This window comes from Paramicrobacterium humi (assembly GCF_900105715.1).
Lineage (GTDB): Bacteria > Actinomycetota > Actinomycetes > Actinomycetales > Microbacteriaceae > Paramicrobacterium > Paramicrobacterium humi.
Genome location: NZ_FNRY01000001.1, coordinates 1539979 through 1552413, shown reverse-complemented (window position 1 = coordinate 1552413; position 12435 = coordinate 1539979). Strand labels below are relative to the sequence as shown.

The following is a 12435-nucleotide window of genomic DNA, read 5'->3' as shown; positions in this document are numbered from 1 at the left end:
AGATTGGTTTTACCAATTTCCGCGACATGCCCGCGAGGAGAAGACCCCATGAAGACCATCGTGCTCGACGACGACCCGACCGGCACCCAGTCCGCCTCGAACGTGACCGTCCTGCTGGACTCGAACGCCGACCTGCTCGAGGCCGCGTTGCGCGATGCCGACAGTGTCTACGTGCAGACGAACTCGCGCGCGATCTCCGAGGACGAGGCGGTCGCTCTTGTCAGCCGAGTCCGCGATGACGGCCGCGAGGCCGCCCGCCGCCTCGGCGAAGAGGTGCGCTTCGTGCTGCGCGGCGATTCGACCCTTCGCGGGCACGTTTTCGCCGAGAGCAACGCCTTCGCCGGTGACGATTCCATCATCGTGTTCGTTCCCGCGTTTCCCGCCGGCGGGCGTACCACGATCGACGGCGTGCACCTCGTGGCGATCGACGGAACGACCTACCCGGCACATGAGACGGAGTACGCCGAGGATCCGGTCTTCCCGTTCTCGAGCGGTCGCCTTGTCGACTACGTGGCTGAGAAGTCCGATCGGCCCGCTCTCGCGGTTCCGCTCGACGCCGTGCGTTCGGGCAAACTCGCCGAGGCGCTACGCGACGCGGCCTCGGGAAGCGTCGTGCTTCCCGACGTCGAGAACGACGACGACGTCGCCCTCATCGCCGAGGCCATCACGGCCGTGCAGCGCGAGGGCCGCGACATCGTGGTCCGCAGCGCCGCCCCACTCGCCGCCGCCCTCGCCGGAGTGGTCAGCGATGGCCTGCTGCCCACTCCCCTCGTCGCCGAGCCCGGTCGCACACTGCTCGTCTGCGGCTCGCACACCGAGGGAGCGACGCGTCAGCTCGCACCGGTGATCGAGCACTTCGGCGAGCCCGCCGTTGTGGACACGGATGCCGCTCTCGCGAACAGCCGCGAGGCCGGAGAGGATGCTGCCCGCGCAGCATCCGCCCAGCTCGACGAGCGAGGACTCGGTCTTCTCATGACGGAGCGCCGCCGCAGCTCCGAGCACAACACGCTCGATCACGGCGCACGCGTGATGGATGCGCTGACCACTGCGGTGCGGGAGCTCGTGCCCGGAATCGATGTGGTGATCGCGAAGGGTGGGATCACCTCGGCTGACGTGGCCCGAATCGGGATCGGCGCAACCTCGGCGCGCGTGCTCGGTCAAGTTCTCGCCGGTGTCTCCGTGTGGGACCTGACGGCGTTTGACGGCCACCGCGTGCTGTACGTCGTCGTTCCGGGAAACGTCGGCGGCCCCGACACGCTCACGCGCATCCTCGAGGCGGTGCAGTACCCGATGTAGCGCCAGATGCGGCAGCTCCGCCTCAACGCGCCCCGGGCGCAGCAGTACGCTGTCGGCATGGCCGCCATCGACGACGATGCCTCCCTCTGGTCTTGTCCGCCCTCCGAGCCCGACGACCGGCCCCTGCTGGTCCTGCTTCACGGCAGGGGCGGCGACGAGCACGACATGGAGCGGTTCTTCCCCCAGCTGCCATCGGGCTACGCCGCCGTCTCGCTCCGAGCGCCACGGCCGCACGGAGAGCGTTTCTCCTGGCTCGCCCCGATTCACGACGAGGATTCGCTGTCCGCGGCGCTTGACGGGGCAGCTCTCGAGCTGCTGCGCTGGATCGACGCACATCGAGGAAATGCCGAGCACGTCGGACTGATCGGCTGGTCCCAGGGCGGTGCGGTTGCACTGCAGGCCCTGCGGCTCGCGCCTACATCGTTCGCTTGTGTGGTGACGCTCGGGGCTTTACCGGAGGAAGCGATCGGGCAAACGACAGCGAGCTCGCCAGATTGCGCCCGCCCGTCTTCTGGGGACGCGGCACCCGTGACGATGTCATTCCGCCATCCGACATCGAACGGATGGCGACCTTCCTCCCCCCACCACACGACTCTGACGGCCGAGGAGTACGAAGGTGTCGGCCACGAGATCTCACCGGCGGAATGGGCAGACGTGCTGGCCTTCATCGACGCGTGGAGTCCCACATCGTCCGTCGAGTGAGAGCGAAGATCAGCCGCGCGCGGCTCCAACAGCGAGCAGCTGCCGATTGTGCCGCACTTGCACGAGCATCGGCGCAGCGAACACACAGAGGACGAGCACGATGCTCCAGTAGCCGATCGACTGCGCGGCAAGACTCGCGCCAACGAACGCGAGCGCGGCGCTGACGCTCCGGCACACAGTCGCGGGCAGAGACCGCACCTCGGGCGCATGCCACCACGGCATGAGGACGCCGGAGTTGGCTTGAGAAAGCAGTCTCATCGAAACGAATCCGCTGATCGCGCTCGCGAGGAGGAGCGCCAGGCCGAGGACGGTCATGGCTGCGACGCTACCATCATGCTCGCACGTTGAGCGGGCAAGCTGTCGCTGTGGATCATGGACGCGGCATCTCGAACAGAGCAGACTTGCTGTGGGGATGCGCTTTGATCAGTTTTCCAATATCCTATAGGAAACGCTTCAATCGATCGACGTGCTCAACGACGAGGAGATAACAGGATGACTCGGCTGTGGAATGAACCGGCGGACTTCGCCGACGAGATGGTGGACGGCTTCGTCCGGGCGAACGGCCGCTGGGTGCGCAAGGTGCACGGCGGCGTCTCTCGTTCGACGCGCTCCGCGAGCCCCGAGGTCGCGGTCGTCATCGGCGGCGGCTCGGGCCACTACCCCGCCTTCGCCGGACTCGTGGGGCCCGGCCTCGCGCACGGAGCCGCCATGGGCAACCTCTTCGCCTCCCCCTCCGCCCACCAGGTGGAGTCGGTGATCCGCGCCAGCGAGCAGGGGAAGGGCGTTCTGCTCAGCTACGGCAACTACGCCGGCGACGTGCTGCACTTCACCGAGGCCCAGGAGACCGTGCGCAAGGAGGGCGTCGACTGCCGCACCGTGACGGTCACCGATGACATCTTCAGCGCAAAGCCTGATGAGAAGCAGAAGCGCCGCGGCATCGCGGGAGACCTCACGGTGTTCAAGGCAGCCGGCGCCGCCGCGGCATCCGGCTATGACATCGACGGCGTCGAGCGCATCGCCAAGCTCGCGAACGAGCGCACGCGCTCGATGGGCGTCGCCTTCACCGGCTGCACTCTGCCCGGTGCCGACGAGCCGCTCTTCTCCGTGCCCGAGGGCCGCATGGCGGTCGGCCTCGGCATCCACGGCGAGCCCGGCATCGACGAGACGGACATCCCCACGGCCGACGGCCTTGCGGAGCTTTTCGTCGAGCACTTGCTCGCCGACGGCGAGATCCCCGAGGGCGTCACGGTCGACGGCGCGCGCGTCGTCCCCGTGCTGAACGGCCTCGGCTCGGTCAAGAGTGAGGAGCTGTTCGTCGTCTTCAGCCGTGTCGCGGATCTGCTCGAGGAGAAGGGCATCACGCTCGTCGACCCGCAGGTCGGAGAGTTCTGCACGAGCTTCGACATGGCCGGCGCATCGCTCACCCTGTTCTGGGTCGACGAGGAGCTCGAGAAGCTCTGGAACGCCCCGACCGACACTCCCGCGTTCCGCAGCGGATCCTTCGACAGCTCGGACCTGGAGACCGTCGACGCGAGCGAGGATGAGGAAGCGGATGCCGTCATCCCCGACGCCTCTGACGACTCGAAGCACGCCGCGTCACGCATCGCCGCCGCGCTCGACGCGGTCCGCGTCACCATCGACGAGAACGCCGAGGAGCTCGGCCGCATCGACTCGATCGCCGGCGACGGCGACCACGGCATCGGCATGCAGCGCGGCTCCCGTGCAGCCGCCGAAGAGGCCGCGGCGGTCGCCGAGAAGGGCGCGGGCGCCGCGACCCTGCTCAGCCGCGCCGCCGACGCCTGGTCCGACCGCGCCGGCGGAACCTCCGGCGCGCTCTGGGGAGTGATCCTGCGCACCCTCGGCGAGAAGCTCGGTGACACCGAGCAGCCTTCCGCCGAGACGGTGAGCGCCGGAATAACAGCCGCGAAGGACGCCGTTATGTCCTATGGGAAGGCCAAAGTCGGCGACAAGACCATGGTCGACTCGCTCGTTCCGTTCGCCGACACGCTCGCCGAGCGCGTTGCCGCCGGGGACGCTCTCCTCGACGCCTGGAACGCGGCGACGACCGCGGCGAAGGGCGCTGCCGACAAGACGGCGGATCTGATGCCCGGAATGGGTCGCGCCCGTTCGCACGGTGAGAAGGCCCTCGGCGTTCCGGACCCCGGCGCCGTGTCGCTCGCGATGATCGCGGAGACCGTCGGCGGCGTCCTCGCCGACAAGTAGAGATTCCCAGAGACAGATAACAAGAGTAAGGAGTGGTCATGGCCAAGACATGGCGTGTAGTTGTGGGTTCGGATGATGCCGGATTCGACTACAAGGAAGCGATCAAGAAAGACCTCGAGGGCAGCGACCTCGTCGCGTCAGTGACGGACGTCGGTGTGGATGCCGATGGGCACACGAACTACCCGACGATCGCGACGACGGCAGCCGAGATGGTCGCCCGCGGTGAGGCCGACCGTGCCGTGCTGATCTGCGGCACCGGGCTCGGCGTCGCCATCGCGGCGAACAAGGTCAAGGGCGTTCGCGCCGTCACCGCGCACGACAGCTACTCGGTCGAGCGCAGCGTTCTGTCGAACAACGCGCAGGTGCTGTGCATGGGCCAGCGCGTCGTCGGTCTCGAGCTCGCTCGCCGCAACGTGCGCGAGTGGCTGACGTACGAGTTCGACACCACGAGCGCCTCGAACGAGAAGGTGCAGGAGATCTGCGCCTACGAAGGCGAGTAGAACCGTGTCGGCGTCCCCTTATGTGATCGGCGTGAGCCTGAAGATGTACTTCAGCCACGCACGAACCGTCGAGTGGTGCCGCGCTGTCGCTGACATCGCACGCTCGCACACCGCGATCGCCGACGGGGACGCCGAGCTGTTCGTCATTCCTTCCTATCTCTCGGTTCCGGCGGCCCGCGAGATCCTCGGCGATCTCGCGGCCGTCGGCGCCCAGGACCTCGCGACCGAGGACTCCGGTGCCTTCACGGGCGAGGTGTCCGGCGCGCAGATCGCCGAGTTCGGCTGCCGCGTCGTCGAAGTCGGCCACGCGGAACGCCGTCGACTGTTCGGCGAGACGGAAGAGATCGTCCGGCAGAAGACCGACGCCGCCCTGCGCAACGGTCTCGCGCCCGTCCTGTGCATCGGCGAGGCCGACAAACAGGACCCATCGGATGCCGCCGCCGAGTGCATCCGCCAGCTCGATGACGCGCTCTCCCTCGCCCGGGAGGCCGGGCACGGTGGCCGCGTCATCGTCGCCTACGAGCCGTTCTGGGCCATCGGAGCCTCCGAGCCGGCGTCGCCCGACTACATTCGCGCGGTCTGCTCGCGCCTCCGCGATCACGTGCGCTCCCTCACGGATTTCCCGCGCTCTGCCGTCATCTATGGTGGAAGCGCGGGTCCCGGCCTGCTCAGCACGATCGGCGACGATGTCGACGGGCTGTTCCTTGGCCGTTTCTCACACGATCCCGCTGCCGTCGCGACGATCCTCGACGAGGTGCATGCACTCTCGTCGGCGGATGCCGCCCGCACGGCTCACTGACCAACTGGAGACCGCATGGCCGACACCATCTTCTCAATCGGAGCTTCGACGAGCCTCGAGAGACGCGGCCTGCGGGACCGCGTCTACGACCTCGTCCTCGACATGCTCATGAGCTCGCAGATCGAACCGGGGACACGGCTGTCCATCGACGCGATCGCCCGCGATCTCAGCGTGTCGCCGACCCCCGTGCGCGAAGCGCTCGTGCAGCTGGAACGCACGGGACTCGTGACGCGGGAGGCCCACAAGGGCTATCGCGTCGCCCCGCCGATTGCGGACGGACAGCTCGAGTCGCTCTTCGATGCACGACTGGTGCTCGAGACCGGCGCGACGGCTCTGGCAGCCCGCGAGGCAGATGTCCTCACGCCCGTGCTCGAGCACGCGCTCGACGAGCACATCGCCGTGACCAAGCGCGTGCGTGCCGCCCACTCCCACGGCGACATGCCGGTGGATCTGATCCGTGAGTACTTCGCCGTCGACTGGAACTTCCACCATCAGATCTTCGAGGGAACCCACAACGCGTTCCTCATCGACATGTCCGAGGCGATCTCGACCCGCGTGCACCGCATGCGCCAGACAGTGATGACGGGTGTGAGCGATGCCGACGAGGCCGTCGCCGAGCACCGTGCGATCATCGAAGCCCTCGCAGATGGCCCGGAAGCGGCAGCGCAGGCCATGCGCGATCACGTTGAGAAGGTGCGCGAGCGCTCTCGGCGCGACGCCTCCCGCTGACCTACGTGTGAAGAGCCGAGGCGAAGAGGCTCTCGGTATGCCGCACCCCGAGCTGGTCGTGTCCGCAGAGCCCGTTCGTCGCTAGGCGGAGCCGCAGGTCTCGGCCGCTTCGACGATCGATCAGCCGAGCTGCGTGGGGATTCGTGCCCCGCTCTCCGCTGGGACGACCGCGACGTGCTCACCTCTCACTCGGGACAACCATTGCGAGCTGACTTCTTCCCGTTTCGACTGCGCGTCGATCGGCGACATCTCCCGTTGGTTCCACCCGACCGACGGGGCACCGCTTCTGCGGTCCGTGCCGAGGGACGCGGGCAGCGTCGGCTAGCTTTCGGCTCTGCCTGCAGGTACACGAAAAGCCGGGTCGGTGCTCGCCAAAAGCCCGACCCGGCTGGTTTCGTGTGACCTCTTAGTGAGGCGCCGCCGTGGTGACGGTCGTCTCGAGGAATTCGTCCGACTTGGCCTGACGGAAGAACTTGGTGCAGTAGATCATCACGGCCGCGAGGAACGCGAACACACCGAGTGAGACAACGCCCCACGCGCCGCTCTCGGTCGGCATGGCCTCGTTGAACGCCGTGCGCATAAGGGGCGCGACGAATCCACCGAGGTTACCGAGCGAGTTGATCAGGCCGATACCGGCCGCGGCGGCAGCCCCCGTGAGGAATGCCGTCGGGTACGCCCAGGTGATCGGGCCGACCGAGAGGAAGCTCGCCACGGCGAGCGTGATGAACATGATGCCGAGAATCGGAAGGTTCGCCGCTCCAGCCCACGCGGAGCCGAGGATGCAGAGACCGGTCGCGACGTAGAACATCGTGCCCCAGTTGCGGCGACGCAGAACCGTGTTGGCGGCGCGGCCGACGTAGTAGCACGCGAACAGACCGACGAGCCACGGGATGGCCGCCACGAGACCGACCTGCCAGCCCACCTTCTGGCCGATGAGGCCAGCGACCTGCTGCGGGAGGTAGAACGTCGTGCCGTACACCGCGATCTGGAGGCAGAAGTAGATGATGGTGAAGTACCACACCTTCCAGTTCGCCATCGCGCGCCAGACGCCGGACGGGCCGTCCTCGGTACGCGCAGAGTCTTCTCGCTCCATCGTCGCGGAAAGCGCAGCCTTCTCATCGTCGTTCAGGAACTTGGCATCATGTGGACTGTTGATCAGGAAGAACAGTGATGCGATACCGGCGATGACGGCCAGGATGCCTTCGCCGAAGAACATGACCTGCCAGCCGTGCCACGGCGTGACCGCGTCACCGACGCTGATGAGCCCGCCCGAGAGAGGCGCACCGATCATCTGCGAGAACGGCTGCGCGAGGTAGAAGATCGCGATCATCTGCACACGCACCTTGTTCGGGAACCACTCCGAGAGGTACATGATCACACCCGGGAAGAGTCCTGCCTCGGTCACACCGAGAAGGAATCGCAGGATGATGAACATGGTGTCGTTCGTCGTGAACGCGAAGATCGCCGCGACGATGCCCCACGTGATGGCGATGCGGGCGAGCCAGAAGCGAGCGCCGAACTTCTTCAGCAGCAGGTTGCTGGGGATCTCGAACAGCGCGTAGCCGATGAAGAAGATCCCCGCGCCGAGGGCGAAGGCACCATCGGACACGCCCCGGTCGACCTGGAGCGCCTCTTCAGCGAAACCGACATTCGTGCGGTCGAGGAACGCCACGAAGTAGAGGATGACAAGCATCGGCATGAGATGCTTGGCGGCCTTCGAGATCGCGGATTTGAGATGCGGGTTGCTCGTTGATGCGAGGCCCGCTCGTGAATCTGACGTTGACACGTCTGCTCTCCTTTGAGTAGGGAAAGGGGGTTGATGTGTTGTGGGGGTAGAGATTGCCTGCTAGTTGAACAGGCTGGGAAGGATCATCCAGACCCCGACGCCGACGAGGATGACCCCGATGGCGAGGAAGATGATGCGAGATTTAGACCATTCGCCCATGATGTTCACGATCAGTGCATGTAGAGGCCGCCGTCGACGTTCAGGGTCTGGCCCGTCACGAATCCGGCGTCCTCGCTGATGAGGTAGGCAATGGCTGCGGCGATGTCGCGCGGGGTTCCGATGCGCGGCAGAACACCGTCTGCTGCCATCTTCTCCTTGCGCTCATCGGTGAGGGTTCCGCCCATGATGTCGGTGTCGATCGGTCCGGGCGAGATCACGTTCACGGTGACGCCCTCCTGACCGAGCTCACGAGCGACGCTGCGGGAGAAGCCGATGACGCCGGCCTTGGCTGCCGAGTACACCGTCTTGCTGAACGTGCCGCCGCCGCGCTGGGCGGAGACGGAGGACAGGCTGACGACGCGGCCTACGCCGTTCTTGACCATCGACTCGACGGCGCGGCGCGTGGCGTAGTGGACGCCATTCATGTTGATGTTCATGACACGGTTCCACTCCTCCGGCGTGACCTCGAGGTACGGGACCGGCGAGGAGACGCCGGCCAGGTTCACGAGCGCGACGAGCTGGGGAAGCTCGGCCTCGAGCTCGTCGAATGCAGCACGGACCTGCGCCTCGTCGGCCACGTTCGCGCCGGCACCGGCGGCTTTCACTCCGTGCTGCTCCGCGATCTCAGCGGCGACGGCCTTCGCCGCATCCGCATCGAGGTCGATGATTCCGATGTTCCAGGCGCGCTCGGCGAGGTAGTGAGCCGATGCGCGGCCGATGCCGCGCGGTGACGCCGCGCCCGTGAGGACGACGGTCTTCGATTCAGGGAAGGCAGTCATTGCGATCTCTCTCTCGTTGTGCTTTCTGACGCTCAGTTGGCCGGGTGGATGGGGGCCGGACCGAGTTCGTCCATGAGCTTCTTGATGGCGACGTACGCCTTGTTGCGGTAGGCGACGAGCTCCGGCGTGCGATCGGCGGGAACGTCGAGGTAGCCGGCGCCGGACTTGGTGCCGAACTTGCCCGCGTCGACGAGCTCCTTGAGCGACTCAGGCGTGGCGAACCGCTCAGGCCAACGGGTCTGGAGCGAGGCGTAGCAGAAGGAGTAGACGTCCAGACCGGCCATGTCGGCGATCGCGAAGGGACCGAAGGCCGGGAGGCGGAAGCCGAAGGTTGTGCGGACGATCGTGTCGATGTCCTCGGGGGTCGCGATGCCCTCTTCGACGATCTGGGTCGCCTCGTGGAACAGCGCGTACTGCAGGCGGTTGAGCACGAATCCGGTCGAGTCCTTGACACGAGCGGTCTCCTTGCCGGTCTCGGCGACGATCTGCTCGACGGTCTCGATGGCGGACTCGTCGGTGCCCTCGTGCGGGATGAGCTCGACACCGGGGATGAACGGCGCCGGGTTCGAGAAGTGCACGCCCAGGAAGCGCTCGGGGTTCGTCACGGCCTCGGCGAGGGAGCCAATGAGGATCGTGGACGTGTTCGAGCCGATGATCGCGTCGGGACGAGCGGCCGCGCTGATGCGACGGAGCGTGTCGTGCTTGATCTCGATCTTCTCGGGAACGGCCTCCTCGATGAAGTCGGCGTCCGCGACGGCCTCTTCAATGGATGCCGCCGGCGAGAGGTTGGCCTCGATGCGCTCGACGGCGTCGGCGGGGAAGAGCTCGTCGGCGACGAACTGCTTGGCCTCTTCGATCAGACGGTCGTAGTTCTTCTTCGCGATCTCCTCGGAGATGTCGGCGATGAGAACCTTCGAGCCGGCGAGTGCGAGAACCTGGGCGATGCCGCCGCCCATGTAACCGGAGCCGACGACGGCGATGGTACGAGTGCTCATTGTGTGCTTCTTCCTTGTTTCTTACGCCTTGGGCAGCAGGGTCCGGACGTACTTCTGGTTCGTGGCGCAGACGCCGAGGCTGTCGCCGCCGTACTGCTCCATGAGGATGATTCCGTCGAAGCCGAGAGCGACCGCGTCGCGGAAGACCTGACGGTAGTTGATGAGTCCGGTCTCCATCGTCGAAGGAACGGACGTTGCCCAGCTGCCGTCACCGGCTTCGTCGCGCGTGTAGTTCTTGACGTGCATGTAGTTCGCGTACGGCAGGGTCTTGGCGAACAGCTCGCGCCAGTCCTCGACGGGGCGGTGCAGTCGGATGAGGTTGGCGACGTCGGGGTTGAGACCGACGTTGTCGAGGCCGATCTCCTCGACGAGACGCACGGCGCTGTCGGCAGTGCCGAGGTACGTGTCCTCGTACATTTCGAGCGACATGCGCAGGCCGAGCTCGCCGGCGTGCTTGCCGAGTTCGCGCAGTCGAGTGACGGCCGCGTTCCAGACCTCGGGGTCATCCGGGTCCTTGGGGCCCTCAGCGGTCCAGAACCACAGGGCCTTCTTCTGCGCCTCGCTGAACGGCTGGTGCAGGCCGGTCGAGAAGACCTCCATGCCCCACTCCGCTGCCGCGTCGATGGTGCGGTGTGCGTATTCGAGGTTGCGCTCTTCGTGGCCCGGCATGATGACGCTCTGGCGCTGCAGATGCACGGAGGGGATGCCGACGCCGTGCGACTTGGCGATCGAGAGGAACTCGTCGCGGCGCGAGGGCTCAAGGTCGGCGGGGCGAACGTGGCTGTCAGCCAGCTCGGCGAGGTTGAAGTCGACGTCCTCGATCTGGGCGAACATGTCGTCCCACACCTGAGGATCGGCGTCGTGCATAGCGACGCCGTTCTTGTCGACCGAGGGGAATCCGTGGAGGCACGTGGCGATGGGCCAGGTCTCGGCGGTGAATGCGGGCTTTTCCGACATGGTGCTCCGTTGCGATTGTTTGGGGTTTTCTCGGGTCTTCGGGAAGCGATCAAAGATCCTATAGGAAATAGTAGCTCGAAAAATTGATCGCGCAAGACGTCGGCGCAGCTTGTTGCGCGCCGGCAAATCCCTATAGGATCCAGGATCTGGGATCTTTGATCCTTTCTGCAGTCCTCACACAAGGGAGTGAAACGTGACCGCTATCCGCGAATCTCAGCCGACGCAGGAGTCGGCAGGGCGGAAGACAATCAAGAACCTGCGCTGGTGGATTCTGGGCTGGGCGCTGGCCGCCGGGATCCTCAACTACATGGATCGAAGCGCCATCTCGATCGCCGCACCCGAGATGATGACCGATCTTGGCCTCACTCGCACAGACATCGGCCTGCTCGGCACGGTGTTCTCCTGGACGTACGCGTTCTCGCAGCTGCCGGCCGGCTGGCTCGTCGATAAGCTCGGCGCGCGCCGGGTGTACTTCGTGGCTATCGCGGGCTGGAGCATCGCCACGGCGCTCATGTCCGTCGGCACGAAGATGTGGCACCTCATCACGTTCCGCGTATTCCTGGGAATGGCGGAAGCGCCCAACAGCCCGGCGAGCGCGCGCTTGACGGCGGACTGGTTCCCACGGTCTGAGCGCGGGCAGGCCACGGCCATCTGGGATTCCGGTTCCAAGTGGGGTCCCGCAATCGCTCCGCCCATCCTCACTGCCATCATGGTGACTCTTGGCTGGCACGCGATCTTCATCTTCCTCGGCATCGCCGGCATCGTTCTGGCCGTTGCCTTCTACCTCTTCTACCGCTCGCCGGAGGCCCACCGCCGCGTCAGCGAAGCCGAGCGCGCGCACATCGAGGCGGAACGCACCTCTCAGAAGCTTGAAGCGACGAAGATCTCCTGGCTCCGCCTGTTCACTCACCGTCAGACGTGGGGAATGATGGCCGGCTTCTTCTGCGTCATCTGGATCTGGAACATCTTCATCGTGTTCCTGCCGCTGTACCTGCAGGAAGAGCGCGGCGTGAGCATCGCGAACTCAGGCTGGCTCGCCGCCATCCCCTACCTCGGCGCCGCCGTGCTCGGCATCACTGGAGGTTGGGTCATGACGCGATACGCGAAGCGGGCCGGTCAGGACCCGCTGAAGAGCAAGCGACACGTCATGTCAGTCGCAGCGATCGTCTCCGGCATCCTGATCTGTATCATCCCCTCGGTCGACGCCCTTCCGCTTGCGATTCTCGTCATGACGATCGCTCTCGGCTTCGTGGCCACGATGCAGGCCGCCGCATGGGCCATGCCCGGTGACATCGTCGATCAGTCCCAGGTCGCCTCGATCGGCGCGATTCAGAACTTCGGCGGTTATTTCGGCGGCGCCTTCGCTCCGCTGCTCACGGGCATCATCGCTGACGCGACCGGCTCCTACGCGCCGTCATTCATCATCGGCGGCATCATCGCAGCGCTCGCCGCCGTGGCGTACACGGTGCTCGTGCGCAAGCCCATCGTGAGCAAGAAGGCTCTGGTCTAG

The 12435-nt window shown here is 66.0% G+C and carries 12 protein-coding genes; 7 read left to right on the top strand and 5 right to left on the bottom strand.

Annotated features, from left to right (window positions below; translation table 11 throughout):
* Nucleotides 1-48: 48 nt before the first annotated feature.
* Nucleotides 49-1296: a four-carbon acid sugar kinase family protein gene (locus tag BLV49_RS07765; RefSeq protein ID WP_091182301.1), complete on the top strand. Its 1248-nt coding sequence runs from the start codon at nt 49-51 to the stop codon at nt 1294-1296.
* 57 nt (nt 1297-1353) lie between these two features.
* Nucleotides 1354-1998: an alpha/beta hydrolase gene (locus tag BLV49_RS07760; protein WP_176980768.1), complete on the top strand. Its 645-nt coding sequence runs from the start codon at nt 1354-1356 to the stop codon at nt 1996-1998.
* Between the two features lie 9 nt (nt 1999-2007).
* Here BLV49_RS07760 and BLV49_RS07755 read toward each other — a convergent pair whose 3' ends face one another.
* Complete coding sequence (locus BLV49_RS07755) at nt 2008-2313, bottom strand: hypothetical protein (RefSeq protein WP_091182297.1); 306 nt, start codon at nt 2311-2313, stop codon at nt 2008-2010.
* 177 nt (nt 2314-2490) lie between these two features.
* Here BLV49_RS07755 and BLV49_RS07750 point away from each other — a divergent pair, with 177 nt between their 5' ends.
* The 4 genes from BLV49_RS07750 to BLV49_RS07735 are packed head-to-tail and all read left to right on the top strand — an operon-like array spanning nt 2491 to nt 6249.
* On the top strand, nt 2491-4221 hold the full coding sequence (locus tag BLV49_RS07750) for a dihydroxyacetone kinase family protein (protein WP_091182294.1): 1731 nt from the start codon (nt 2491-2493) through the stop codon (nt 4219-4221).
* A 38-nt stretch (nt 4222-4259) separates the two neighbouring features.
* Complete coding sequence (locus tag BLV49_RS07745; protein WP_091182290.1) at nt 4260-4721, top strand: ribose-5-phosphate isomerase; 462 nt, start codon at nt 4260-4262, stop codon at nt 4719-4721.
* 4 nt (nt 4722-4725) lie between these two features.
* Complete coding sequence (locus tag BLV49_RS07740; protein ID WP_176980767.1) at nt 4726-5520, top strand: triose-phosphate isomerase family protein; 795 nt, start codon at nt 4726-4728, stop codon at nt 5518-5520.
* Nucleotides 5521-5535: 15 nt separating this feature from the next.
* Entirely contained in the window at nt 5536-6249 is a 714-nt protein-coding gene (locus BLV49_RS07735; RefSeq protein WP_091182287.1) for a GntR family transcriptional regulator, read from the top strand.
* A gap of 406 nt (nt 6250-6655) precedes the next feature.
* On the opposite strand, the gene BLV49_RS07730 is transcribed toward BLV49_RS07735, so the two are convergent.
* The 4 genes from BLV49_RS07730 to BLV49_RS07715 all read right to left on the bottom strand — a co-directional run bounded on the left by BLV49_RS07730 (nt 6656) and on the right by BLV49_RS07715 (nt 10925).
* Nucleotides 6656-8035, bottom strand: a complete 1380-nt coding sequence (locus BLV49_RS07730; protein WP_245723579.1) for an MFS transporter — start codon at nt 8033-8035, stop codon at nt 6656-6658.
* A gap of 170 nt (nt 8036-8205) precedes the next feature.
* Nucleotides 8206-8973 (bottom strand): SDR family NAD(P)-dependent oxidoreductase, encoded by a 768-nt coding sequence (locus tag BLV49_RS07725; protein ID WP_091182283.1) that lies wholly within the window; start codon nt 8971-8973, stop codon nt 8206-8208.
* 32 nt (nt 8974-9005) lie between these two features.
* Nucleotides 9006-9968, bottom strand: a complete 963-nt coding sequence (locus BLV49_RS07720; protein ID WP_091182279.1) for a 3-hydroxyacyl-CoA dehydrogenase family protein — start codon at nt 9966-9968, stop codon at nt 9006-9008.
* Between the two features lie 21 nt (nt 9969-9989).
* The gene (locus BLV49_RS07715) at nt 9990-10925 is read right to left on the bottom strand and encodes a sugar phosphate isomerase/epimerase family protein (protein ID WP_091182275.1); all 936 of its coding nucleotides are present in this window, start codon (nt 10923-10925) and stop codon (nt 9990-9992) included.
* A gap of 193 nt (nt 10926-11118) precedes the next feature.
* Here BLV49_RS07715 and BLV49_RS07710 point away from each other — a divergent pair, with 193 nt between their 5' ends.
* Nucleotides 11119-12435: an MFS transporter gene (locus tag BLV49_RS07710; protein WP_245723578.1), complete on the top strand. Its 1317-nt coding sequence runs from the start codon at nt 11119-11121 to the stop codon at nt 12433-12435.

Coding starts and splice junctions, on each gene's coding strand:
- BLV49_RS07735 (WP_091182287.1), top strand. CDS start 5,536: ATGGCCGACACCATCTTCTCAATCGGAGCTTCGACGAGCCTCGAGAGA.
- BLV49_RS07745 (WP_091182290.1), top strand. CDS start 4,260: ATGGCCAAGACATGGCGTGTAGTTGTGGGTTCGGATGATGCCGGATTC.
- BLV49_RS07715 (WP_091182275.1), bottom strand. CDS start 10,925: ATGTCGGAAAAGCCCGCATTCACCGCCGAGACCTGGCCCATCGCCACG.
- BLV49_RS07750 (WP_091182294.1), top strand. CDS start 2,491: ATGACTCGGCTGTGGAATGAACCGGCGGACTTCGCCGACGAGATGGTG.
- BLV49_RS07765 (WP_091182301.1), top strand. CDS start 49: ATGAAGACCATCGTGCTCGACGACGACCCGACCGGCACCCAGTCCGCC.
- BLV49_RS07755 (WP_091182297.1), bottom strand. CDS start 2,313: ATGACCGTCCTCGGCCTGGCGCTCCTCCTCGCGAGCGCGATCAGCGGA.
- BLV49_RS07760 (WP_176980768.1), top strand. CDS start 1,354: ATGGCCGCCATCGACGACGATGCCTCCCTCTGGTCTTGTCCGCCCTCC.
- BLV49_RS07720 (WP_091182279.1), bottom strand. CDS start 9,968: ATGAGCACTCGTACCATCGCCGTCGTCGGCTCCGGTTACATGGGCGGC.
- BLV49_RS07725 (WP_091182283.1), bottom strand. CDS start 8,973: ATGACTGCCTTCCCTGAATCGAAGACCGTCGTCCTCACGGGCGCGGCG.